Raw genomic sequence first — 24379 nt, 5'->3', positions numbered from 1 at the left:
CGCCGCGTCCCCCTTCGAACGGAATCGCTCTACTTCCGACGCGACCGCTTCCCCGGGCCACGACCGCCGTGCGGGCCGGGCGCGCCGCGCTTTTTGCGACCGCGCCGCGGCGGCTCTCCCCCCTCGACGAAGCGGAGCCCCGGCGCTCCCTGGCGCGGTGGTCCCTCGATCGACCGACCGTGCCGGCGCGGCAGCGACCGCCCCGGATGCGGCACGGCAGGCCCCATCGCGGGGCTACCCCACTCGAGGAGCTCGAAGTCGAGCTGGCGCCGCACGAGATTCGCTCCGGCGATGCGCACCCGCAGGCGATCGCCGAGCGAGACCACGCGCCTGCTCTCGCGCCCGAAGAGCCGGAGCCGCTCCGGATCGTATTCCAGCCACTCGCCCACCTGCTCGAACTTCACGAGGCCTTCCACGTGCGGCTCGTCGAGCGCGACGAACATACCGAAGCTCGTGAGCGTGATGATCGTGCCCCAGGCCTCGTCTCCCACGCGGTCCCGCATGAAGGCCGCCGTGTAGAGCGCGTGCACCTGCCGCTCCACGTCGAGGGCCCGCCGCTCCTGCGCGGAGGCCTGCCTGGCCGCGGCCTGGAGCGTCCTCACCGGCGGAGCCTCGGCCGTGCCCCCCCCGCCCGCAGGAAGCCCCTTCTGGTGCAAGAGCTGCTTCAGTAGCCGGTGGGCCACGAGGTCCGGGTACCGCCGAATGGGCGAGGTGAAGTGCAGGTACGCCTCGCTCGCCAGACCGAAGTGCCCCTGGTGGGAAACGTTGTAGTTCGCCTGCTTCAGCGCGCGCAGCCCGAGGTAGCTGAGCGGCCGCGACGCGCGGTGCGCCGCCACCTGCCGGAGGACGGCCGCCATCCCCTTGGGCGTGCTGAGCTGCTCGACGGTGGCCGGGATGCCGTAGGCCCCGAGCCACCCGCAGAGCTTGTAGAGCGCCGCCGGCTCGGGAGGCGGATGGATGCGCCAGATCGTCGGCCGGCCGTCGAGCACGTAGGCGTGCCCGATGGCCTCGTTCGCCGCGAGCATCAGCTCTTCGATCAAGTTGTAGGCGCGCTTGACCTCCGGGCTCGCGCGCGACGACACGATGTCGCGTACGAGCCGCGGGTCGTCCTCGTCCAGCACCACGTGCGCCTCGGGGAGGTCCAGGTCCAGGCTGCCGCGGCGCATGCGTCGGGCCCGCAGGAGCGTCGCCAGCCGCGCGAGCTCCTCGAGCTGCGCGACGTGCTCGGCGTAGTGCGGGTGCGCAGCCTCGGCCCCGGCCTCGAGCGCCGCCGCCACCCCCGGGTAGTCGAGGCGCGCCCGGCTGCGGATCACCGCGGCCACGCTCTCGCTCTCGGTCACGCGGCCCCCCGCCTGGAGCTCGAGGCGCACCACCATGGCGAGGCGGTCCTCGCCGGGGACGAGGGAGCAGATCGCGCTGCTCAGGACGTGGGGCAGCATGGGGATCGCGCGGTCCGGCAGGTAGACGCTGCAGCCGCGCTGGCAGGCCTCGCGGTCGAGCGCCGTCCCTTCCCGCACGTAGTGGCTCACGTCGGCCACGGCGACCCAGAGACGATGCCCTCCGGAGGGGAGGCGCTCCACGCACACCGCGTCGTCGAAATCGCGCGCGGTGGGCGGGTCGATGGTGAGAAAGGGGCGGTCGCGCAGGTCCACGCGGTCGAGGAGATCCTCGGGGCGCACCTGCGCCGGCACGCGCGCGGCCTCGGCCAGCACCTCCTCGGGGAACTCCTCCACCACGCCTTGCGCGGCGAGGATCTTCGCGACCTCGGTCGTGAGCTCGCCCGGCGCGCCGAGCCGCTCGAGCACGCGCACCCGCACCGCCTCGCCGACGCGACTCGGGTACGCCTCGATCGCCGCCAGCACCATCTCCCCGGGGAGCGCGTCGTCCGGGTCCACGACCACCACGTCTCGCTGCAGGCGCGGATCGTCCGGCTCGAGACGCCACGGAGGTCCCCAGAGCGTCCCCGTGACGCGGCGTCTGCCCCGCGCGATGACGCGGGCCACGCGCGCCGCGCGCTCCAGCTGCGGGTAGGCCCGCACCTCCACCGTGTCGCCGTCGAGCGCACCGTCGAGATCCGCCCCGTCGATGAGGAAGGCCTCCTCCCCGTCTCCCACGTCCACCGTCCCGCGACCCACGGGGGAGAGCTGGAGCACGCCGACGAACGCGGCCGCCGAGGCGGGCTCCTGGACCTCGGGCTTCACCGCGTAGAGCTTGCCGTGCCGCACCACCACGCCCATGCGCACGAGCTCTTGCAGGTGCACGCGCACGCGGTGGCGGTCGTTCTTGTCGAGCCCGAGCGCGATCGCGATCTCCATCGGCTGGAGGCCCCGAGGCGCGGCGCTCGCGAGGAGCTCGAAGAGTTGATCGCGGTCGACGGACATTCTCGGACGAGGCTACTCCATCGACTGCGCTGCCGCGCTATTTTCGGCGCGCGGCCGAGCCGGGACGGGCACGAGGCGACGACGCGGGACCGAGCGCGTACAGGTAGCCGTCGTCGCACCCCACGTAGACCAGGCCCTTCGGCGCCACGACGGCGGTGGAGTCGATCTGGTCGGGGAGCGGGTAGCGCCAGAGTTGCCGCCCCGCCGGCCCGACGGCGTACAGGCGACCGTCTCGCGAGCCGACGAGCACGGTGCCCGCGGCGTCCACCACCGGCGAGGCGTGGAGGGGGCCGCCCGTCGCAAAGGTCCAGCGCGGCTTGCCGTCCGGGGCCACGGCGTACAGCCGGCCGGAGTAGGAGCCCACGTAGATCGTGCCATCTTGACCCACCGCCGGAGAGCTGTGCACGCGGCCGCCGGTGGGGAGCTCCCAGCGCAACCGGCCTCGGACCGCGTCGAGCGCGTAGAGGCGACCGTCGTCGCACCCGGCGTAGACCACCTCCGTGCCCGGCACAGCGGGCGTGGCGTCGCAGTGGTGCGGCAGCTTGAACTGCCAGCGCAGCCGGCCGTCGGGGGCCACCGCGAGCACCCCGCCCCCTTGGGTCCCCACGTAGGCCGTGCCGTCCGGCCCGACCGCGACGGAGGACTGCGCGTGGCCGTCGAGGGGCCGGCGCCAGCGCAGGCGTCCGTCGAAGCCAAATAGATAGAGCGCGTCGGCCCCCTGATAGATCCGGCCATCGGCGGTCACTGCGGCCGACCCGTCGGCGTCGCACCGCACTCGGTCTCCACCCATGCCTTCGCCGCCAAGGCAGGGCCCGAGCGGCAGCCGCAGCCGCGAAGCGCCGGTACTTAGATCGAGCAGCCAGAGTTCGTCGCCGTCGGTTCCCACCAGCACCCCCGCCTCGGTGACCGCACCCGACGCGTAGATCGCGTGCCCGAGCGCGCGCTGCCACAGGAGGCGGCCCGTCGACGAGAGCTTGGACTGTGTGCCGTCCAGCGAGCCCACGAAGACCGTCCCGTCCGGTCCGAGCGCCGGGCTCGCGGCAATCGGCGCCCCGGTTCCGAACCGCCACCTGAGCTCCGGTTCGGCCGTGGGAATCAGGTGACCGCTGCGCCCGAGCCGCGCCGCATCCCCGCGGAAGAGGGAGAAGACGCGGGGCGGCGGCGGGGTCGGGGCGCGCCCCTCCGGGGTTGTTTCGGGCGACCGAGCGGCGTGCGCGGGGCGAGGAGCTCGGCTCTCCGGAACGGGCGACCGGGCAGGGGCGCAGGCCCATCCCGCCGCGATCCCGACGAGGGCAGCGCAACCGAGGCGGGCGGTTCCCTGGCCCGTCCTTTGGCTCGCAGACCGGGTCGGCAGGGCTTGGCTCACGCGTCTCATCTTGTCGGACCCGGGCAGATCCCTCCAGATTTCGGTGCCCCAAAATGGCGCGCGCCGAGGCAGCCGGCCCCTACTGCGCTGGTTTCTCGCGTGAAGTTGACCCCTTGCAGCCCGGGGGCCCCACGTTGACATCCCCTCTGGCTCATGTTATTTGGGCCACGTTCTTAAATTGCTGAATAAGTGTAGGAAACAGCCAGCGCCGGAGAGGTCAAGGTGGGGAAGATTCATTTTCGCGCACCGAATGCACCGACGAACCCGATCGAAGAGCGCGTGATCCGGCGAGGAGAGCTGGACATGCGGCTCGTCATCAACCGGAGCCATGGGCACCTGCGGTTCATGGACTTCCGCGTGGGCAACTACGAAGCCAAGCGGGACCTCCTGGATCAGGTGGCCCGTCAGGAGGGGCTGCGCAAGATCTTCACCCTCGTGGAGAAGCAGGACAGCAACGGCTGGCGCACGATGGGCTTCATCCGGGAAGGGGTCTACCCTGGCTTCTTCCGCACGGCGGATGCCTACATCATGAGCCGCATCTACGACGAGGAGAGCCTGCCCCTCGCCATGACCGCGCTCAAGTCCGCCGGGGAGGACCTGCGGTTCCAGGGGCGCAAGATCGGCAAGCCGGACGGCCTCCGCATGGAGGAGATCGCCGACGAGGGAGCCCGCGCGACGGTCGTGCAGCGGCTGAACGGCGCCCTGCGGGGGGTCCCCTTCGGCCGGGACAAGGCGCCCGAGCTCGTCCTGCACGTCAAGGCGCGAACCGGCGAGAGCTGGGTCTGCGTCGAGATCGACGAGTCGTTCGGCACGGCCACGATTGGCTTCGCGCCGCCGCCGGCCGCCGATTCGACACTCATCCTGAGCGCCTACGCGGGCAACTCGCTGATGGGCGCCCTGAAGGAGCGCGAGGTGAACAACGCCTTCGGGCTCACCGCCGCGGGCGACCGCTGGTCGAACGAGCTCTACTCGGGGCTGGGCTTCAAGGTCATGGGGCGACTGGCCGCGCACCTTCGAGCCCCCGGGGGCGAGTACCTGCACGCCCTGCTCTGGCACCGACGCCTCGCGGCGCCGGCCGTCGAGCTGCCGCACCCGACGCACCACTCGCACCACGCGCACCACTCCCCGCACTCCTCGGCGATCTGATCCCCATCGCGTCGCAGCGCTTCCTTGGCAGGTCGCGCGCCCCTTAGGTACACTGACGCCGTGGAACCTCCGACGGACGACACCTCATGGCCCGCCGAGTGGACGCGACCCTCCTGCGCAAGGCGGTCCGGGCCGGCTCGCCCAAGGTGGCGCATCGGCTGCTCGACAAGCTCGGGCCCGCGGAGCTCGCGCAGGCGCTTGCCGAGCTCCCCCCCGCGGAGCTAAGGGTCGTCGTCGACCACCTGCTCGCCGTCGGGCGCCTCGCCCCCACCCTGTTCGCTATCCCCGACGAACTCCTCCCCGAGGTGATCCAGAACTTCGACGTCAAGCTCGTGGCCCACGTCCTCGACCGCCTCAAGGCGGACGACGCGACGCGCCTGGCCCACCGTCTCGGAGAGGACCTCAGGTATCGCGCCCTGGCCCAGCTCGGGGCCGAGAGGCGGGAGACGATCACGCGGCTCCTGCGCTTTTCCCCCGAGAGCGCCGGCGGTCGCATGATCCCCCGCTTCGTGGCGGTGGCCCCGGCCGCGACGGTGGGCGAGGCTATCCGCCGCATCCGGGAGGCGGGGGAGGACGTCCCGCTCTTCTACCTCTACGTGGTGGAAGAGAACGGGCGCCTCGTGGGCGTCACCTCGCTGAGCCAGCTCGTCAAGCACGCCGACGACACGCCGCTCCAGACGCTCATGACCACCGACGTGGTCGCTGTCGGCCCCGGCGCCGACCAGGAGGAGGTGGCGCGCATCGTCTCGCGGCGCAACCTGCTCGCCCTCCCCGTCGTCGAGGACGAGAAGCTCATCGGGCTCGTCACCATCGACGACGTGATCGACGTCCTCGAGCAGGAGGCGACCGAGGACATGTACAACATGGCCGGCCTGAGCGAGGGGGACCGCGTCTTCTCGCCACCCCACCGCTCGCTCTTCAAGCGCCTGCCCTGGAACGCGTTGAACCTGCTCACGGCCCTCGGGGCGGCGATGGTCGTCGGCCTCTTCGAGGGGACGATCGGCAAGCTGGTGGCGCTCGCCACCTTCATGCCGGTCGTCGCCGGCATCGGCGGCAACACGGGCAATCAGACCCTGACGGTGATCATCCGGGGCATCGTGCTCGGCGAGCTCGAGTTCGCTTCGGCCTTCCGGGCGATCGTCAAGGAGATGATCGTGGGGCTCTCGATCGGCGTCATCGTCGGCACCGCCGTCGGACTCATCGCCTTCGTCTGGAAGGGGAGCCTGATGCTCGGGGTGGTGATCCTGCTCGCCATGGTGGCGAACCTCTTCGTGGCCGCCCTCGTGGGCACGGCCATCCCGCTCACGCTGCGGCGCCTCGGCATGGACCCCGCCCTCGGGGGCAGCATCCTGCTCACCATGTGCACCGACATGTTCGGGTTCTTGGCCTTCCTGGGCCTCGCCACCCTCTTTTTGCGCTACCTGGTCTGAAGACGCGGCGACCGCCGCAAGGGGGCGCTCGCTACAGGAGGCGGGAGAAGACCTCGCGGCCCACCACCTTCAGCACGAGGCGCGTGAAGCCGACCGCGCGCGCCTCCCTGAGGAACGGCTTGGCCTTCTTGATCTGCTCGACGTGCTCGGGCTCGCGCTCCGTCGTCCAGTTGATCTCGAGCGCGTCGTGCGCAGGCCCCGCCGCGCGCACCTCGAGCCCGTGCCCCCGCGCCCGCTGGCGTTGCTCGAAGGTCGCAGCGAACTCGGTCCGGCGCCCTACGTCGCCGCTCGCCGCCGGGCCGACGACCTTGGTCTCCGCCGGCGCCGTCGCCGCGGGCTGGCCCGGCGCCGGCTCGGGCCGGTCGTTACGGCGCGCCACGCCCCAGTTGCTGAGGTACCAGGCGCCGAACAGGAAGGCCCCCGCGAGGAGCACCGCGAGGACGACCGAGGCGCGATCGCTGCTCTCGTGCGCCCCGTGCGCTTCGCCCCCCCCGTGCCCTGCGGACCCGTGCCCGTGCCCTGCGGACCCGTGCCCGTGCCCGCTCGCCGGATGCGACTGCCCCGCGTGATGACCGCTATCGGTCGTTGCCGCGCTCATTTGAACTGACTCCTCCCTTGCGGGTCGTTTCGCCGCCTACGACCCGGTCTTCTTGTAGCCTGCGATCCCGAGCATGCTCAGCTGCATAGTATAGGTCGTCTCGAGCTGCGCCGGCACGGCCCCCAGGATCGAGGCCGCCTCGCGCAGCGCCGGCTCCACGCAGGTGAGCCGGATGGGGGCGAGCTTCACCTTCCCGCTCACCACCGTCGCCAGGATCTTGCCCACCTCGGCGGCCAGCTCGGGGAAGACGGGCTTGACCCCCGCCACGGCGTCTCCTTTCAGAAAGACGTCGAAGCGCGCGAAGCCCTCGCTGATGGAGGCCAGTCGCGCCTCGAGGAGGGCGAGCCGCGCGAAGAACTCCGCCTTGGCCTGCACGCTCACCCCCGGCTTGAAGACATAGCGGAGCTCCACGCGGCCGGGACGGCACTGCAGCTCCGCCGAGGCCTGCGCGGAGGCCTGGGCCTCGCACCGCGCCTCGGCGTCGCACTGCGCGTCGAGCGAGCAGCGCGGGGCGGTGATCTTGCCCTGACAGCTGCCGGAACACTGGCCCTGGCAGCTCCCCTCGCAGCGGAGCTCTCCCTGGCAGCCGACCTTGGCCTGCGGTCCCGAGACCCGGCAGCGGCCGCGGCAGTACCCGCCGCAGCTTCCGGAGACGCTCGCGACGCAGGTGCCCTGGCAGCTGCCTGCGCACAGCCCCTGGCAGTTGCCGGTCGCGTCGTAGGCGCTGCACTCGCCCGCGCACTTGCCGTAGCAGGTGCCGGTGCAGGTCGCGCTGACCTGCGTCTCGCACTGCCCCACGCACTCGCCCGTGCATTCGAACTGCGGCTTCGTCACCTGGAGCTCGCAGACGGGGACCGAGCACTCTCCGCTGCAGCTCCCGTCGCAGCGCCCTTCGCACTGGAAGCGCAGCTCGCCGCCCTTGCACTCCACGCTCGCCTGGCAGCCGCCCTGCACCTTGCACTCCGCGGAGGCGCGCACCGCGACCTCCACGTTGGCGTGGCACCTCGGCGGGTCGAAGATCGTCTGCGGCGCCCCCCCGACGAGGTGCGCCTGGAAATCGGCGTCGATCGCGGCCTTGACCTTGGCGACGAAGGCCGGCGTCACCGCCTCGGGCTTGACGGCATACGCCCCACCGATCGCCAGCGCGTCGGCGGCGAACTGCGCCTGGACCGTATGCGCGGCGAGCTGCAGGTTGTAGAGGGCCTTGAAGAAGCCATCCACCTGGGCGTTCCCCGCGATGGTCACGTCCCCCTCGGCAACCTTGCCGCACGTGAAATCGCAGGCCTGCTGGAGCTGCTCGCAGCCCGGGAGACACGCGAGCAGCAGAGCGGGTAGCGAGAGCCGACCGGCGCAACGCTTCATGGTCCTACCTCCACCGGGAACGTTCGGCGAGCACGATACAAGACGGTTCCGAGGCTGACAACCGAGGCGGGGGCGCGCCCTGCGCCGGAGGGCTGGGGCGCCCTCAGCCGAGCTCGCCGAGACTCTCCGCGATCGCGTCTTTCTGGGCCAGGTAGCCGGCGAGGCGCTCGCGCTGCTCCTGCACCACCTCCGGCGGCGCGCGGTCCACGAAGCCGGCGCTGCCGAGCTTCTTCTCGCACGCGCCGATCTCCTTCTCCAGGCGCACGAGCTCCTTCTGGAGCCGCGCCTGCTCCGCCGCGTCGTCGATCACTCCGTGCACGAAGAGCTGGATCTCGCCGAGCACCTTCCCCGCGCAGCCGGGCTCGCGACGCCCCGTGGCGCTCGGCTCGAGGCTCTCCACCCCGGCCAGGCGCTGCACCACGTGGCGCTGCGAGAGGACCGCCTCGAGGCGAGCCGGCGGGGCCACGAAGGTGACGCGCAGAGGCTGGCGCGGCGTCACTCCCGCCGCAGCTCGCACCTCGCGAATCGACCGCGTGATCTCCTGCAGGTCGGCGAAGGTGGCGCGCAGCGACGCGTCGTCGAAGGCCGGCACCGGCTCGGGCCAGGGAGCCAGGATGAGCTGCGGTCCCGCGCCTTCCGGCCGCGGCGCTCCGTCGGCGAGCCAGGGGGCGCGCTCGAGCAAGCGCTGCCAGAGGTGCTCGGTGATGAACGGAATGAAGGGATGGAGGAGCCGCAGCACGCGGTCGAGACAGAACGCGAGCACCTGACGCGCCACGACGCCGGTCTCCCCGCTCCCCTCGGCCAGGCGCGGCTTGACGAGCTCCAGGTACCAGTCGCAGAGCGACGACCAGAAGAAGTCGCGCGCGGCGTTCAGGGCCGCGCTCGGGTTGTACTCCTCGAGCGCCAGGTGCACCGCGCGGATCGCTTGGTTCAGACCGTCGAGGATCCAGCGATCCTCGAGCTCGAGGGGCAGCGCGCCGAGCTCGCCGCGCGGAACGTCGGCGAGGTTCATCAGGGCGAAGCGCGCCGAGTTCCAGAGCTTGGTGCAGAAGGCGCGCCCGATCTCGAAGCGCTCGGAGATCAGGGTGGCCGAGGGCACGTCGGGCATGCTGCCGAGGACGTCGAACTCCTCGCCGCAGGCCCCGGCGCGGGGCTTTCCCCCGGGCGGCTTTCCGCACAGATAGGTGAAGATACTGCGTCCGTGCGCAGTCGCGCCAAGGTCGTTCGCGTGTCCGCAGCGCGGGCAGAGGGCCATCACCGGCAGCCGGATGTCCTGGGTCCCCGTCTGCATGTCGCAGAGCACGTAGCGCATCGCGTCCGTGCCATAGCGCTCGATGATGTCCACGGGGTCGATGCCGTTCCCCTTGGACTTGCTCATCCGCTCGCCCTTCCCGTCGAGGATGTTGGCGTGGATGAACACGTCGCGGAACGGCACGTCGCCGAGGGTGTAGAAGCCCGCTACCACCATGCGCGCCACCCAGAGCGTGATGATGTCGCGCCCGGTGACGAGGCAGGACCCGGGGTAGAAGTAGGTCAAGCAGTCGTCCCGCCCCTCGGCCGCGCCGAGACTCCCCTGCCCCGGCTCCACCTGCGCCGTGGCCGGGTCGGGCCAGCCGAGCGTCGAGAAGGGCCAGAGCGCCGACGAGAACCAGGTGTCCAGCACGTCCGGGTCCTGTTCGTAGCCGAGCCGCGCGAGGAGCGCCACCTGCGCCGGGTCGTCGGTGAGCAGGCACACGTCCACGCGGCAGAGCTCCTCCGGCCCCGGGGTCTCGGGCGGCTTCGCCCCCGACAGGAGCGCGCTCGTGCCGCGCTCGAGCCGGTCGAGCCGCACCGCCGCGGCCGCGCCGAACAGGGGGGCGAGCGCGTCCAGCTCGAGCGTCGCGTAGGCGCCGCTTCGCGACCAGACGGGGATGCGGTGCCCCCACCAGAGCTGCCGACTGATGGGCCAGTCGCGCTTCTCCGCGAGCCAGTCGAGGTAGGTCTTCGTGTAGCGCTCGGGGTGAACCTTCACCCGACCGTCGCTGACGGCGTCCATCGCCGCCTGCACGAGGCCCGCCGCGCGGTGCTCCTTGGGCGTGCCGCGTCCCATCACCACCCCGCCCTCCACGTCGGCCATGTGGATGAACCACTGGTCCGAGAGGTACGGCTCGATGGGCGTCTTGCTCCGGTCGCTGTGCCCGACCTCCAGCTCGCGCTCCTCGACCTTCTCGAGGAGACCGAGCGCGTCCAGGTCCGAGACGACCTTCTGGCGCGCTGCGTAGCGGTCGAGCCCCGCGTACGGCCCCGCCGCCGCGTTCAGCGTGCCGTCCGGGTTCAAGACGTTCAGGATCTCCACGCGCTCGCGGTGGCGCGTCCAGACCTGGTAGTCGTTCGGGTCGTGGGCGGGGGTGATCTTCACGCAGCCCGAGCCGAGCTCCGGCTTGGCCCACGCGTCGCAGATGAGCGGAATCGGCCGATCGAGCAGCGGCAGGAGCACCTTGCGGCCGGCGAGGGCGAGGTCGCGAAGCTGCTCGAGGTGCGGCAGGAGCAGGCGCTCGCGCTCGATGAGCTCCGCCAGCTCGGCGTGGAGAGCGCCGCGGTCCCGCTCGGTCGCGCGCTCCAGCTCGGCCTGCAGCGCGCGCCGCTGCTCAGCCAGCGCCGCCCGCGGGTCCGGATGCACCGCCACCGCCGTGTCGCCGAGCATCGTCTCGGGGCGCGTGGTCGCCACCACGACGTGTGTGGGCTCACCGGGGCGCGCGTCGAGGATCGGGTAGCGTAGGTGCCAGAAGTGCCCCGCCACCTTCTCGTGATAGACCTCGTCGTCGGAGATGCTGGTCTGCAGGAAGATGTCCCAGTTGACCAGCCGCTTGCCGCGAAAGATGAGTCCGTCCTCGAACATGCGCAGGAAGGCGTGGCGCACGGCGCGGGCGCAGACCGCATCCATGGTGAAGCGCTGGCGCTGCCAATCGCAGCTGCACCCCATGCGCTGCTGCTGCGCGATGATGCGCGCCTGGTACTGGTCCTTCCACTGCCAGATGCGCTCCACGAGCTTCTCGCGCCCGAGGTCGTGGCGCGTCAGTCCCTCGAGCTCCTTGAGCCGCTTCTCGACGACGGCCTGGGTCGCGATGCCCGCGTGGTCGGTCCCCGGCATCCAGAGCGCGTTGTCCCCACGCATCCGGTGCCAGCGGATGAGCAGATCCTGCATCACGTTGTCCATCGCGTGCCCCATGTGCAGCGCCCCCGTCACGTTGGGCAGCGGCATCATGATCACGTAGCGGCGGTCGGCCGGTCGGCCGTCGGGCACGGCGTGAAACGCGCCCGCCTTCAGCCAGAGCTCGTAGGTGGCCCGCTCGATCGGAGCGGCCTCATAGGTCTTGGAGAGGATCTGATCGTCGTTCATGGCCGGGAGCGTCTACAAAAAGCCGCGCGAAGGCAAGGCTGCCCGCTCGCGGCGTGGCGTGGCGCGGTCACGCCATTCGTGGCGCAGACCGTCGGCAAGACCTGCCCGCGCAGTTTCTGACAGCTATTAATGCGAAGCTATTACAGCGTGTTGCGCAGCGGAATGCGCCGCCGGGGCTGGCGCGAAAGGTGCAGTTGACCTCCGCATGAACCGCCTGGAGGCCTCGACCGTGATGAAACGTAGCAGCCTGCTCACCGTTCTCGCTCTCGCCGCGTGCGCCCCCGCGGGCGCCATCTCGGAGGACGGCACGGACGCCCAGGGCGCGAGCTATCACTGCACGGGGAGCCCCGACCGGGCGGGCGGCATCACCTGCACCTCGAACGACGAGCTCTGGACCTGCGAGGTGATGCCGAATGCCGCACGCAAGTGCGTGAGCCAGATCGGCGGGACACCGGACGGCCAGGAGGGCTGGACCTGCACGCATTCCGGAAGCGACGTGTCCTGCGTGAAGCAGGGCGTGGCCACGGGCGGCGCCGGCTGGACCTGCACGACCGACGGGGCGAAGACCACCTGCACGACCAACGGCGGCGACGTGCCTCCGGGCGGCGGCAGCTGGACCTGCAACGTGCAGGAAATGAAGATCACGTGCGAAGGCAGCGGCCCGCTCGCTGGCGCCCCGGGTGCGGCAGGCGGGAGCACGGGCACGGGCGGCACTGGGACCGGCACGGGCGGGACGGGTACCTCGGGGAGCGGGAGCGGCACCGGGAGCAACGGCTCCGGAACGGGCAACGGCAAGAACGGCTCCGGGACCGGCTCCGGGACCGGCACCGGCACCGGCACCGGCACCGGCAGCTCGACCACCCCGACGAGCAAGGCCTTCCTCTGCTCCTACGGCATGATCGTCTTCACCTGGGGCGGCCAGACCTGGGTGGTGAAGGTGCCGCAGGGCGCCACGACCTGCACCATCACGAACAAGACCAGCAGCGACGCGACCTTCAACTACTCGTGCAACGGCGCGACCTACACCAACGCGCCCGACTACATCATGAGCCGCAACGGGACGGACCTGGTCCCCTTCGGCGGGTCGGTCCCCTGCTCGGCCCTCTTCAATGTGAACGGCCGCTACGTCACGGCGGGCCCAGGGGTCAACATCCTCTACGCCGTGGCCCACAACGGCAGCTTCCCGAACCACTTCGCGGACCTCTGCCCCGCCCCGGGCGGCACCAACTCGCTGACCTTCCCGGCGGAGTGCGGCGGCTAGATCACGGCCCCCCTCACCCTCCCCGCCTCCTTCACCCAAGCCCCCTACGCCCCGTACCCCTGAAGCCGGTTCCGGTAATAAAGGAGGAGCTTGCGGTCCGTGTGGAACACGCGGTCCCCGCGCCGCTCCGCCGCGGGGTGGCTGTGGTAGACGCCGTAGCGCTTCAGCGCCTCCTCGAGCAGGGCCTCCGCGCCCAGGGAGCCGACGTCCTCGTCGAGCAGCGGCCCGTCGGTCCGGGCGCGTAGCGCCGCGAGCGCCCGCTCCAGCCGCGCCAGCACGTCGGCGAGCTCGAAGGACGGCGCTTCCCCCCCCGTGTGGAGCAGCCGGTAGAGGTCCAGCCCCGGGTTGCGCTCCTCGAGGAGCGCGAAGATCGCGTGGGCCACGACCTGCGTGGCGGTGACCACCGTGTAGCGCCGATACGCGCGCGCCACGGCGTCCCCGAGTTCGTTCGTGTACTCGCGATCGCGCTGCTCGTCGTAGACGGGGTGGCCGTCGCGCAGGACGAAGCGGCGCGGGTCGATCACGCGACCGTGCGCGTCCAGGCTGCGCCCCTCGCGATCCACCGGATTCCCGAAGACGTCGAGCGGCGGGCAGAAGTGGATGATGGCGCGGTCTCCGAGCGCCACGAGGTGCGAGAGGTACGCCAGCAACCGTGAGGGCTTCGTGAACTCGTCGTCGTCGATGATGTAGCGCGACTGGCCGACCTCCTTCAGGTGATCCTCGATCAGCGTCTCCGCCTCGAGAACCAGGCGATAGGAGAGCGTGCAGGGCACGACGTAGAGGTTGGGCTGCGGTCGCCCCGCCTGCAGGTTCCCGACGTAGGCCCTCACGGCCGTTCCGAGCAGCCCCTTTTTGAGGTGCTGTTCGACCACGCCGCTCCGGCTTCGCGTGCCGCCGGGGAAGAAGATGTTGTGGCACCCGAGCTCGAGCGAGCAGGTGGCGAACTCCTTGAGCACCTCTTTATAGAGCGCCGCCTGCCGCAGGCGGTCCACCTTGTAGGCCCCCAGGTTGTGCATGAAGAGGGAGATGAGCGGGTTCGAGAAGAGGTGCGCGCTCGCGCCGTAGAGCAGCGGCGGCAGACCCATCTGCGAGAAGAGATACCCCATGAGGAGCGGGTCCAGGTTCGAGAGGTGCGTCGGCACCACGACCAGCGTGCCGCGCTCCCGCAGCGCGTGAAAGTGCTCGAGCTGGCCCTGCACGCGGAGCTGCCCTGCGAGACCCTCGCGAAGGGCGTTCCCCTCGAGCAAGGCCGCGGGGTGGGTCGCATGCGCCAGCACGGCCACCGCGCGCGGGACGAAGCCGGTCGCCACCCGGTAGACGGGCTCGCTGAAATGGCCCGTCACCTGATTCGCGTAGTGCTGGACGAGCTCGCCGACGAGGCCGACGCGCTCCTGCGGCGCGACGTCCTTCAGTCGGTGACCCAGGTCGCCGAGAAACGCCTGCTCGGCACGTATGCTGCGTCCCTTGCGCCGGAACTGCCGAAGCCGTCGTCGCTCGTGATAAAGCGCGTCCTCGAGGGGCGGCCGGAGGTCCTCCCCCTGCTCCCCACGCTCGCGATACCGGGCCCGAAGCCGGCTCACGACGAGCTCTCGAATGCGGTCGTTCTCTTGCGGCCCCACGATGCCTCTACCCTAACCCCTATGCCATTCGGGTAGCGAGCTTTGCGCGGAGCGAGAGGGGCGCACGCGGCTCCCTTGCGCCCTCCCACTTTTGCCCTTTCGCGCGCGGCCGACTGAGCTATCATCCCGCCCTTAACCCACTACGGAGCAAGGGGAGAAACCATGAGACGAATTGCGCGCAACGTGCCCCTGACGTTGGCCCTGGCTCTCGCGGCGCTCGCGCCCGGGCTGGCCCAGGCCCAGACGGCAACCATCTACGTTTCCAAGAGCGGCAACGACACGACCGGCGACGGCACGGCCGCGGCCCCCTTCGCGACCATCTCACGCGGCGAAGGGGAGCTCGCCCCGGGCGAGATCCTGGAGATCGGAGCCGGCGTCTACGACGAGCAGCTGAACGTCGACCACGGCGGAAACCCGTCCCAGCCGGCCATCATCCGCGCGGCCAGCGGGGCCACGGTGATCATCCAGGGCTCACGGGGGGGAGGCTCGCCGCGGCCGGCCACCTCGGGCGAGGCGCTGGTCGCCATCACGACCGATCACGTCACGCTCCAGGGGATCGAGATCCGGCACTCCAACGGCACGGGGCTGCGGATCTCCGACGCGAGCAACGTGAAGATCGTCAACTGCAAGGTTCACGACAACGACCGGAGCGGCGTGGAGTTCGATGGCTCGGGTACGTCGATCACGAGCGGCTGGCTGCAGGACTCGCAGATCTACTCCAACGTGCTGGTGAACAGCGGCCACACCTCCACCTCCACGCCCAGCCACGCGGTCGTGGTCTACCTGGCCAACAACGTCCAGGTCACCGGCAACACGATCTATACGAACCACCACACGGGCGTCTTCGTGGCCGAGAGCAGCGGCGCGCTGGTGCAGAACAACACCATCCGCGACAACTTCGTGGACAACGTCTACATCATGGAGTCCTCGACGGCTAACGTGGCCCGGAACCGGGTCTACTGCACCACCGGCGCCGGTTTCGACTCGGCCGGGTTCCGGCCGAACGGCATCGCCTTCGAGGACAGCGCCACCTCCACCGGTCATCAGGTGACCAACAACCTGGTGCGCAACTGCGGGCTCTCCTTCACGTGGCTCGCCGGGGGCACGGGCGCGGGCATGAAGAACACCGTGATCGCCAACAACACCTTCGTGCTCGGACAGCAGCACGGCGTCATCCTGGACGGCGGCGCCCATGCGGGGGCGTTCTTCCGCAATAACCTCGTCATGCAGTCGGCCGGCGACATGATCGACGTCGGCACGCCGAGCACCGGCATCGCCTTCTCCCACAACGCCTGGTACGGCGGCGCCACCGCCCCCGTGGCACCGATCGCGCAGAGCTCGGACGTGACGACGGATTGCCTCCTCGTGAACTCCGGCGACGCAGCCGCCGCGGCGACGAGCTTCCAGATCGCCGCAGGCTCGCCCTGCCGCGACAAGGGCACGGCCGTCACGCAGGTCACCACCGACTACTTCGGCACGGCGCGGCCGCAGGGCGCGGCCTACGACATCGGCGCGCACGAGGCCTCCGGCGCCGCGACGGCCGACGCGGGCGTGAAGGTGGATGGCGCGGTGAAGACCGACGGAGCAGTCAAGACCGACGGCGCGGTCAAGACCGACGGCGGCATCAAGACCGACGGCGCGGCCAAGACCGACGGTGCGGTGAAGACCGACGGCGCGGCCAAGACCGACGGTGCGGCCAAGACCGACGGCGCGGCCAAGACCGACGGCGGCGTCAAGACCGACGGTGCGGCGCCCACGGCCGACGGCGCGGCGGCGAAGGACAGCGCGGCGCCCGCGGGCGACGGCAGCATCGGCGGCGACAAGGGCACCACCTCGAGCGGCGGCTGCAGCTGCCGCGTGGGCGAGGACTCGGCCTCGATCGGCTCTATGCTCGGCCTGCTCGCGCTGGCGCTACTGCTGCGCGGCCGGCGCCGGAACGGGCGCTAGCTCTCCGCGTTCCTGGCGGCCCGCCCGGCGCGGCGGGCCCTTCTCCTCCAGCTCCCCCAGCCCAGCAAAACCGCAAGCCACGGGTTCCAGCCCGACGAGCCGAAGCTCGTTCCTCGCCCGCCCACCTCGCATCCCGACCTCGGGGCCACCGCCTCGCCACCATCCGGCCCGGCGTCGCGGCGTACGGTCATCGGCCGATCCGTGGGACGCGCGTCGGGCCCTGCATCGGCCTGCGACGCTACCGGCACGGCCGCGGCCCAGATCGTGACTGTCGCCGGAGGCCGGGCGCGGTAGGTCACGAAACGCTTCCCCTCGGCGTTCGCGGGCGCGGACAGCACGACGAGAGCGGGTCCGAGCCCCGTGACGTTCACCTCGGCCCAGGTCTCGGGCAACTCGGTGCGCAGGGACAGCGGAGGACTCGCGGCCGGAGCCACGAACTCCAGCACGAACTGCCGGGGCCCGCGCTCGAGGACCTTCACGCCGGCCCCGGTGCGGGCCCGCACGTACCGCGCCGCCTCCCCGAAGGGCGCGACCCAGAGCGCGCTCCCCGCCGCCGCCAGGTGATCCACGAAGGCCACGTACCGCTCGAGGGGAACCGGCTCCCAGCCCTCGTGGCTCGCGGGATAGCGCTGGACCGCGTCGACGACCCCGTGGACGCCGACGACCAGCCAGCCGCCGGACTTCTTCACCTCGTCCACCCAGCCGTTCATCTCGGCGAGCGGCGTGGCCGCCAGCGGATGCCTGGACTGCACGAGAAACATGGTTTGAGGTGTATCGGGATTCGTCTTCTCCCCGCCGGTCCGCGCGGCCTCGTAGCCCGCCTGCTCCACGGCCAAGGCCGTCGCGGCCGAGGACTTCGAGAAGGGAAAGCCGAAGGTCCTCCCGTGCTCAGGCCCGATCACCTTCTGGATGCGCGCGCGGGAGGTCTCGAGCTCCTCCTTCACCTTCGCCGCGTCGAGCTCGGTCAGGCCCACGTGATTCACGGTGTGCGAGCCGATCTCGTGCCCCGCCGCGGCAACGGCCTGCCAGGCGGGCCAGAGGTTCTCCGCGTCCATCCAGCTCGTAATGAGAAAGAAGGTCCCGCGGTAGCCGCGCGAGGCCAGGAGCGGCGCCATATAGCGCCACTGGTTCGCGTAGCCGTCGTCCATGGTGACGCTCACCGCCGCGCGTGCGCCGTCGGGCCAGGTGAGGACCTGCGTGTCGCCGGGCTCGGCGCTCGCAGGAGCGGCGAAGCCGGCCAGCATCGCGGAGCCAAACACAGTGAACCAGCGCCAACGCATCGGTAGCCTCCAGGGTAGCTGCGCTCAAGCGCGCGCGAACGTCGGACACCTTCCTACGGATACGGCGGCGTGCAGCTCGCAAGGCCGCCCGGACCGTCGTGGGTGACGATGGCGCAGGCTCCGACGGGGTCCATCGCGCAGAGCTTCCAGGCATAGGGATTGGGGGACGTCGAGTGGATGTCCCTCCAGCAGACCCAGCCCGTCTTGTTCGAGAAGCAGGGATCCTGAAGGTGGTACTCCGCCCTGCAGGCGCACCGGGGCGCGCTGACGAGGTAGTCGGCGGGATAGCCGTTCACCGGCCCGTGGCCCGGGTAGCAGAAGCGGTTGTTCGTCAGTCCAGCTCCCCCCTGTGGAGGATAATAGGGGCGTGCGCAGCTCTCGAGGTGCTTCCAGCGCCGGCAGCCGTTCTCGTCCGCCTCGCAGAGGCTGAGGTACGTGCCGTCGCAGCCCGTCGCGTTCACCGTCGGACAGGCGTGGTTGCAGGGCGGCTTGGGCTCGCAGCGAAAGGTCACCGGGTTGCACGAGCGGGGCTCGGTCTTGCCTCGTTCCGGCTTGCAGTCGCAGACGATATCCTTCTTGTTGCACTCGTCTCGGAGCTTGCAGCTCACGATCGGGTCGTCGGGAGGCGCGCACGTGGGTGGCGGCGGACAGCGGGTCACGCGGATCGAGGCCACCGCCGGCCGGCGCGGCCGCGAGGTGAGCCAGACCTTCACCGAGAACACCTTGTCGTCTACGTCGGGCGCCGTCCACGTCGCGGTGGTCGAGCCGTCCTGCGCCCGCAACGTTCCGCCATCAGCCGACCAGCGCAGATCGGCCGCATTGCCGTTCTCGACGATCGCCTCGAGCAGCACGTCCAGCTTGGCCCGGACGGTGGTCTGCCTCGGCGCGATACGCACCGTGGGCAGCTTGCAGCGCGTGCCGAGGAGCGCCTTGCGACGGTCGGCGTCGCCCTGATAGATCGACGAGTAGGCGTAGTAGCAGAGCACCTCGAGGTCCTCGACCTGCCCCTCGTCCAGCGTGACACGCGCCCCCTCGGCGATATAGGCCACCTCCCCCACCGCGGGGAACGGCGGCCCCGAGCCGTCGAGATCGAAGGCCTCGGGGTGCTCGTCGGGCACGGTATAGCCGTCTCCGTTCAGGTCGTAGCGGTCGAAGACGCGCCCGCTCGACCAGCTCGTCATCTTCTGCTCCCAGATCGCGAGGTCCTTCTCGTCGAAGCGCCCGTCGGGGTCGTTGCCGCTCGCCCCACCTCCGACGAGGTCCATGAGGGTCGCGCGCCGTGACTCGTTGAGGCTGCCGACCCCCGTCAGCGAGGCCCAGTACGCGTTGACCGTCCCGAGCCGCGCGGGCTCGAAGGAGAGCAGAGGCAGCGCGGCGATCGTTCTGCCCTCCAGGTTCCAGTTGAGATTCCAGAGCCACGCCGCGAGCCCCGCGAGCTGCGCCGCGGCGGCGACCGTCGAGCTCACGAGCAAGCGGCCCGAGGCGCAGAGGCTCGCGCTCGGCTCGCAGTAGCCGGGGATCGCCTCGCCCACCGCGCGCACCTCGGAGGGCTGCGCGGAGAAGGAGGCCTCGTCCCATCCCCCGGCCACGGTGGCTCCTGCCACGAGGAGGTTCAGGCTGCGCTGGCGGTTCTGCTCGGGCGAGAGACCCAGGATGCGCTGCACGTCGGCCTGCTGCCGCTCGGCCTCGGTGAAGAGCTGGGTGAAGTCGCCCCCGTTCGCATCCAGGTTGAAGGCCGAGTTCCAGACCGCCGTCTCCTCGGGCGGCGGCGCCGTCCCCTGGGCCCGGCGCTTGCCCGCCGACGAAACGACGAGCAGCCTGCGCTCGAGGAGCTTCGCTTGAAGCCGGGCGGTGAGCGCATAGCCCACCCGCTGGAGCTTCGAGAGCTGGGCGAAGCTCAGATTGTTCCAGGTATGGCGCCAGAGGAGCACGGTCCGCCCCGTAGGCTCCATCCGGGCGGCGGCATCGAGCGTCGCGGTATGGATCTGGGAGTAGTCCCAGCGCGTCCCGAGCGGCACTCCCCAGGTGATCATCGACTCGCCGGCCTTGGCGTTCATCCCCGTCAGGCCGCTCCCGTTGAAGTCGGCGGCCGCGACGCTGCTCAGGTAGACGCCGGAGCCGTCGAAGGTCCCGGAGAGCACGAAACCTCCCGTGTCCACGAAGCGCTGAGAGGAGATGTCCGGATGGGCATTCGCGGTCGCGAACTGCCCCGGGATGAGCAGGTTCAGCGTGCCGACCGGACGCGCGATCACGAGCGCTTTCAGGTTCCACGCCGCCGGCAACCGCATCGCCTCGTGGTGCGCGAGGTCCTCGCCGCTCGGAGAGGAGGGTGGCCTCAGCGCGGCCTTCTTCTGCCCGAGCCCCGTCACGGGCGTCGCCGACGCGTCGGCCTTCGGGACCGGACGCGGCTCAAAGTCGGGGTCGCTCACGACGTAGGTCGGGGCCACGTCGGCGAAGAGCCCCGTGCCTCTCAGGCGTCCGGCGAGCTCCTCGGCCGCGGCGCGGTCCGCCACGCGCGGCATGGCCAGCGTAAGGGTGAGCAAGCCCGGCGCGCAGGCCGCCACGCGGACCTTGTGGGTCTCGAGCGCGCCGTTCAGCGGGCCGACGAGGGTGCCCGGCAAGAGCATCGCGGCGAGACGCGTGTGGACAAAGCCGTCAGGGGCCACGTCCTCTGCCTTCGCCCCGGGTGAAAAGAGGCGCGGGAGCGCGCCGGTCGCAGCGGCGCCGATCGGGCCCTCGATCTTGGTCAGCCCAACCCCATCGTCGGAACCGGGTCCAGCGTCGGGGCCAGGCCCGCCTCCCGGATCGGTCGCACAACCGGCAAGCCACACGCTGAGAACCGCAATCGGCGCCAGGGCGCCTCGGCCTCGCCGCACCGTCATGCCTCCCTCGCGGACGTAGTTTTCCCAAGTCTAGAGGAGAGCCCCACCGACGGTCAACGCGACCGTCCCGGGTGTTGCGCTCCCGCGCGCCGCCGTGGTACGCGGCGTCGACCACCACGGAGGCCCAACGGTGACGACGCTCGCGAAAATGGTCTTCCGCCTCGCCCTGCCGCTGGTATCGACGAGCCTCGCGGGCTGCGCCCACGTCGAGGCCGTCAACGTGGACGACCTCCCGCAGAGCCAGGTCGACAGCGCCACGCTGATCCAGAAGGGGGACGTGCTGCGCGTCGAGGTGGCGCAGGCCAAAGAGCTCAACCTGAAGCGCATCTCCGTGGGCGAGGACGGCAAGCTCGCGCTCCCGAAGCTGGGTGACGTGCTGGTCGAAGGCCTCACCGAGGCGGGTGCGGCCAAGGCCATCGCCAAGCTCCTCGCCAACCAGGTGCCGGGCGCCGTCGTCAGCGTGCGCGTTCGCGAGGGGCGCGCGATGAAGATCGCCGTGCTCGGCGAGGTCCGCCGACCAGGCGTCCACAAGCTCCCCACGGGGAGCACGGTGCTCCACGCGCTGGCCGCCGCCCGCGGCCTGACCCCGTTCGCCGACGACGACCGCATCCTGCTCCTGCGGCAAGGCCGGCGCGAGCGCCCGATTCGCTTCGCCTACAAGCGGCTCGTCGGGGGCGTGGGACGGGGGGCCGCCTTCGTCCTGCAGCCCGGCGACGTGGTGGTCGTGGAGTAGCCCGTGGGGCTCGCGCTCCTGCTCTTCGCGGCGGGTCTGGCGGCTGGGTCGCCGCCCCCCCGCTTCGCACAGCTCTTCCTGCGCACCGAGCCCAGGATGAGCACCGACGTCGATTCTGCGCGCGGTGCCGCCTTCGAGCTGGACCTCTTCCCGCGTGCCCTTGCTCGCCTCGGCGGCAGCCGGCAGACCCTCTCCTTCGCCTATGGACCCCGGCTCACGCTCCCCACGGACGGCACCAGCTTTCGACACCTGCACCGCGGGGAGCTGGGCTACGACGCCGCGCTCCATCGCAAACTGCGGCTGCGCCTCCGACAGCGGGTCGAAGTGGGAACGAAGGACTTCCTGCATCCGGTCGCGCTCCTCGGCAAGGGTCCCGACGCGGGGATCGCCGCGTTCGCCGAGCGGGACACCGCCGACGGAGGCGAGGCCGAGCCCGCCGTCGAAGACGCCGCCTCAGAGGCGCGTGGCGAGATCGGGCCCGAGGAATCGGAGCCAGTCGGCGACGCACCCGCGCGAGCCGCCCGCACCATCGCAGGAGACGACGACGATGGGCTGCAGGACGATCTCCCGACCGACCCAGCCATCCACTGGCTGTTCCTCCAGACGGAGCTCGCCCTGGAGCTCGACGCCACACGCACCCAGCGCTACGGGCTCACCCTCGGAATGCGGCGCAGCGGCGCGCTCTACGCCAAGGAGCGCGGTCACTACCCGGAGCGATTGGCCCCGAGCCTCGCGCTCGACGGGCTCTGGCGCCTGAGTCCGAAGGATCGCCTCCACCTCGGTCTGCTCGGCGAGCTGGACCTCTTCACGCCGGGGAGCGAGGTCGGCCTCGGCCGCGCCGACCTGGCCTGGCTGCGCGCGTTGACCTCCACGACGGATCTCCGGCTCGGCGTCGGCCTCGGGCTCTGGCACAGCACGGACCCGAAGGCGCCCTACGAGGTCCAGCTCTCGCCGGTCGGCCGCGTGGGACTCCTCCAGCGCTTCCCCCTCCGCCGGGGCCAGCTCGCGCTCGAGCTCTCGGGGAGCCTCGCGCCGTACGTCAGCCCCTTGCTAGGCCGCACCGACCCGCGCGTCGCCGGGAGTGCGCAGCTGACCTTCAGCTCCGCGCTCGGTCCCTACGTCGCGGTGACAGGTAACGTGAGCAGCCGCCTGCTGGACTGGTCACCCGATGGGCTGCAGAGCCTGAGCTCCGTGGCCGTGGGTCATCGCTTTCGCCGGGTCGCGAGCATCGAGCTCGGGGCCCGCGCCCTCGTGCGCATCGTCCCCCACCCGCCAGGACGCGACGCGGGAGAGGAGGACGAGCGTTTCACCCTCTTCGCCGCGGTGCTCCTCGACACCGGCCCCCTCTTCTGACGCCAGTTGGGGTTGGACAGGCCCCCCCCGCCGTTGTATGACAACCATCGCCTATGAATCCCTGGTTGATCCTCATCGGACTTCTCGTGCTGCTCTGGCTCTGGTACTCGAGCCGCGGCACCGCCGCCACCCAGCGCGGCATCCTGTCCTTCGGCAAGAGCCGCGCGCGCGAGGTCACGAACGAGAAGGTGACCTTCAAGGACGTGGCCGGCGTGGACGAGGCCCTGGAAGAGCTCCAGGAGGTCGTGGACTTCCTCAAGCACCCGGACCGCTACGCGCGCCTCGGAGCCCGCATCCCGAAGGGCGTCCTGCTGGTGGGCCCCCCTGGCACCGGCAAGACCCTTCTCGCGCGGGCGGTGGCCGGCGAGGCGGGGGTCCCCTTCTTCCAGATGTCGGGCTCCGACTTCGTCGAGATGTTCGTCGGCGTGGGCGCGGCCCGCGTGCGCGACATGTTCAAGAAGGCCCGCGAGAGCGCCCCCTGCATCGTCTTCATCGACGAGCTGGACGCCCTGGGCAAGGCGCGCAGCGCGGGGGCCATGTCGCACGAGGAGCGGGAGCAGACGCTGAACGCGCTCCTCGTCGAGATGGACGGCTTCGATCCGACGAGCGGGGTGATCATCCTCGCCGCCACCAATCGCCCTGAGATTCTGGACGGCGCCCTGCTCCGCGCGGGGCGCTTCGACCGAAACATCATGGTCGACCGTCCGGAGAAGGAAGGGCGCCGGCGCATCCTCGAGATCCACATGCGCGGGGTGACCGTGGACGGAGCCATCGACCTCGACGCCGTGGCCGGCCGCACGCCCGGGTTCGCCGGCGCCGACCTGGCGAACCTGGTCAACGAGGCCGCCCTCCTCGCGGCACGGCGCGGCAAGACCACCGTCACCATGTCGGAGTTCGACGAAGCCATCGAGCGCGTCCTGGTGGGGCTCGAGAAGAAGGGGCGGCTGATGAACCCCGCCGAGCGCCGCATCGTGGCCTTTCACGAGCTGGGCCACGCGGTCGTGGCCGAGACGCTGCCCGGCGCGAACCCGGTGCAGAAGGTGACCATCGTGCCGCGCGGCATGGGGCTCGGCCTCACCTGGCAGCGCATCACCGAGGACCGCTATCTCCTCACCGAGTCCGAGCTCCTGGATCGCATCTGCGTGCTCCTCGGCGGTCGGGCGGCCGAGATGCTCTTCATCGGTCAGCCCAGCACCGGCGCCCACGACGACCTGACCAAGGCCACCGAGCTGGCGAGCGACATGGTTCGCAAGTACGGCATGAGCGAGCTCGGCTCGCGCACCTTCGACAAGACGCGCGCGCTGCTCGTGAACGCCGAGGTGGCCGCGGCCACGCCGCGCGAACACGGCGAGCGCACCGCCGAAGAGATCGACAAGCAGGTGGCGCGCATCGTCGAGGAGCAGCTCGAGCGGGCGCGCACGACCCTCACCGCGCGCCGCCCGGTGATCGAGCAGCTCGCGGGGCGCCTCCTCGAGGTGCAGCAGCTCAGCGGGACCGAGCTGCGTCAGGCGCTCGGGCTTCCGGAGCCCAGCGAGCAGAAGGGGGAGCCCGTGGTGCAGCAGCCCGACGCGCCACCGGCCGGCTCCCCCGGCGAGCCCGACGCGATCGCCCCCCGCATCTCCGTGTCGACGAACTGAGCCCA

15 protein-coding genes and 2 pseudogenes are annotated in these 24379 nt (G+C 71.1%); 7 read left to right on the top strand and 10 right to left on the bottom strand.

Features of this window, described 5'->3' with window-relative positions; all coding sequences use genetic code 11:
• Positions 1 to 29: 29 nt before the first annotated feature.
• Together IT371_21460 and IT371_21455 are read right to left on the bottom strand one after the other, a co-directional pair.
• A complete protein-coding gene (locus tag IT371_21460; protein MCC6750247.1) occupies positions 30 to 2381 on the bottom strand; it encodes a VacB/RNase II family 3'-5' exoribonuclease in 2352 nt (783 codons plus the stop codon).
• Positions 2382 to 2418: 37 nt separating this feature from the next.
• Positions 2419 to 3747, bottom strand: a complete 1329-nt coding sequence (locus tag IT371_21455; protein MCC6750246.1) for a PQQ-like beta-propeller repeat protein — start codon at positions 3745 to 3747, stop codon at positions 2419 to 2421.
• A gap of 303 nt (positions 3748 to 4050) precedes the next feature.
• Between IT371_21455 and IT371_21450 the strand changes: the two genes are divergently transcribed.
• Positions 4051 to 4893, top strand: coding sequence for a hypothetical protein (locus IT371_21450; protein ID MCC6750245.1), 843 nt, complete (start codon positions 4051 to 4053; stop codon positions 4891 to 4893).
• An 86-nt stretch (positions 4894 to 4979) separates the two neighbouring features.
• Positions 4980 to 6323, top strand: a complete 1344-nt coding sequence (gene mgtE, locus IT371_21445; GenBank protein MCC6750244.1) for a magnesium transporter — start codon at positions 4980 to 4982, stop codon at positions 6321 to 6323.
• A 31-nt stretch (positions 6324 to 6354) separates the two neighbouring features.
• Here the strand turns inward: mgtE and IT371_21440 are convergent, their stop codons facing one another.
• The 5 genes and pseudogenes from IT371_21440 to IT371_21420 all read right to left on the bottom strand — a co-directional run bounded on the left by IT371_21440 (position 6355) and on the right by IT371_21420 (position 11662).
• Positions 6355 to 6921, bottom strand: a complete 567-nt coding sequence (locus IT371_21440) for a hypothetical protein (protein MCC6750243.1) — start codon at positions 6919 to 6921, stop codon at positions 6355 to 6357.
• Between the two features lie 36 nt (positions 6922 to 6957).
• A complete protein-coding gene (locus IT371_21435; GenBank protein MCC6750242.1) occupies positions 6958 to 8283 on the bottom strand; it encodes a hypothetical protein in 1326 nt (441 codons plus the stop codon).
• 103 nt (positions 8284 to 8386) lie between these two features.
• Positions 8387 to 8851 carry a hypothetical protein gene (locus IT371_21430; protein ID MCC6750241.1) on the bottom strand — a complete coding sequence of 155 codons (465 nt, stop codon included), beginning with the start codon at positions 8849 to 8851 and terminating at the stop codon, positions 8387 to 8389.
• Between the two features lie 729 nt (positions 8852 to 9580).
• Positions 9581 to 10294 (bottom strand): annotated as a pseudogene (locus tag IT371_21425) (class I tRNA ligase family protein).
• Positions 10295 to 10933: 639 nt separating this feature from the next.
• Positions 10934 to 11662 (bottom strand): annotated as a pseudogene (locus IT371_21420) (class I tRNA ligase family protein).
• Positions 11663 to 11894: 232 nt separating this feature from the next.
• Here IT371_21420 and IT371_21415 point away from each other — a divergent pair.
• Entirely contained in the window at positions 11895 to 12923 is a 1029-nt protein-coding gene (locus IT371_21415; GenBank protein MCC6750240.1) for a hypothetical protein, read from the top strand.
• A 44-nt stretch (positions 12924 to 12967) separates the two neighbouring features.
• On the opposite strand, the gene IT371_21410 is transcribed toward IT371_21415, so the two are convergent.
• Positions 12968 to 14542 (bottom strand): 1-acyl-sn-glycerol-3-phosphate acyltransferase, encoded by a 1575-nt coding sequence (locus IT371_21410; GenBank protein MCC6750239.1) that lies wholly within the window; start codon positions 14540 to 14542, stop codon positions 12968 to 12970.
• A 162-nt stretch (positions 14543 to 14704) separates the two neighbouring features.
• Between IT371_21410 and IT371_21405 the strand changes: the two genes are divergently transcribed.
• On the top strand, positions 14705 to 16489 hold the full coding sequence (locus IT371_21405) for a right-handed parallel beta-helix repeat-containing protein (GenBank protein ID MCC6750238.1): 1785 nt from the start codon (positions 14705 to 14707) through the stop codon (positions 16487 to 16489).
• Here the strand turns inward: IT371_21405 and IT371_21400 are convergent.
• Entirely contained in the window at positions 16486 to 17769 is a 1284-nt protein-coding gene (locus tag IT371_21400; protein ID MCC6750237.1) for a polysaccharide deacetylase family protein, read from the bottom strand. The genes IT371_21405 and IT371_21400 overlap by 4 nt on opposite strands.
• A 53-nt stretch (positions 17770 to 17822) precedes the next feature.
• Positions 17823 to 20435, bottom strand: coding sequence for a hypothetical protein (locus tag IT371_21395; protein ID MCC6750236.1), 2613 nt, complete (start codon positions 20433 to 20435; stop codon positions 17823 to 17825).
• A gap of 346 nt (positions 20436 to 20781) precedes the next feature.
• On the opposite strand from IT371_21395, the gene IT371_21390 reads away from it, so the two are divergent.
• The 3 genes from IT371_21390 to ftsH are packed head-to-tail and all read left to right on the top strand — an operon-like array spanning position 20782 to position 24374.
• Positions 20782 to 21384, top strand: coding sequence for a polysaccharide biosynthesis/export family protein (locus IT371_21390; GenBank protein MCC6750235.1), 603 nt, complete (start codon positions 20782 to 20784; stop codon positions 21382 to 21384).
• A gap of 3 nt (positions 21385 to 21387) precedes the next feature.
• Positions 21388 to 22737 carry a hypothetical protein gene (locus tag IT371_21385; GenBank protein MCC6750234.1) on the top strand — a complete coding sequence of 450 codons (1350 nt, stop codon included), beginning with the start codon at positions 21388 to 21390 and terminating at the stop codon, positions 22735 to 22737.
• A 53-nt stretch (positions 22738 to 22790) separates the two neighbouring features.
• A complete protein-coding gene (gene ftsH, locus IT371_21380) occupies positions 22791 to 24374 on the top strand; it encodes an ATP-dependent zinc metalloprotease FtsH (GenBank protein MCC6750233.1) in 1584 nt (527 codons plus the stop codon).
• Positions 24375 to 24379: the final 5 nt, after the last annotated feature.

The sequence above is a fragment of the Deltaproteobacteria bacterium genome (genome assembly GCA_020848905.1).
Lineage (GTDB): Bacteria > Myxococcota_A > Polyangia.
Note: the sequence above shows the minus strand (reverse complement) of the source record. Positions and strands in the feature narration are given on the sequence as shown.

Coding starts and splice junctions, on each gene's coding strand:
- IT371_21460 (MCC6750247.1), bottom strand. CDS start 2,381: ATGTCCGTCGACCGCGATCAACTCTTCGAGCTCCTCGCGAGCGCCGCG.
- IT371_21450 (MCC6750245.1), top strand. CDS start 4,051: ATGCGGCTCGTCATCAACCGGAGCCATGGGCACCTGCGGTTCATGGAC.
- mgtE (MCC6750244.1), top strand. CDS start 4,980: ATGGCCCGCCGAGTGGACGCGACCCTCCTGCGCAAGGCGGTCCGGGCC.
- IT371_21440 (MCC6750243.1), bottom strand. CDS start 6,921: ATGAGCGCGGCAACGACCGATAGCGGTCATCACGCGGGGCAGTCGCAT.
- IT371_21435 (MCC6750242.1), bottom strand. CDS start 8,283: ATGAAGCGTTGCGCCGGTCGGCTCTCGCTACCCGCTCTGCTGCTCGCG.
- IT371_21415 (MCC6750240.1), top strand. CDS start 11,895: ATGAAACGTAGCAGCCTGCTCACCGTTCTCGCTCTCGCCGCGTGCGCC.
- IT371_21405 (MCC6750238.1), top strand. CDS start 14,705: ATGAGACGAATTGCGCGCAACGTGCCCCTGACGTTGGCCCTGGCTCTC.
- IT371_21400 (MCC6750237.1), bottom strand. CDS start 17,769: ATGCGTTGGCGCTGGTTCACTGTGTTTGGCTCCGCGATGCTGGCCGGC.
- ftsH (MCC6750233.1), top strand. CDS start 22,791: ATGAATCCCTGGTTGATCCTCATCGGACTTCTCGTGCTGCTCTGGCTC.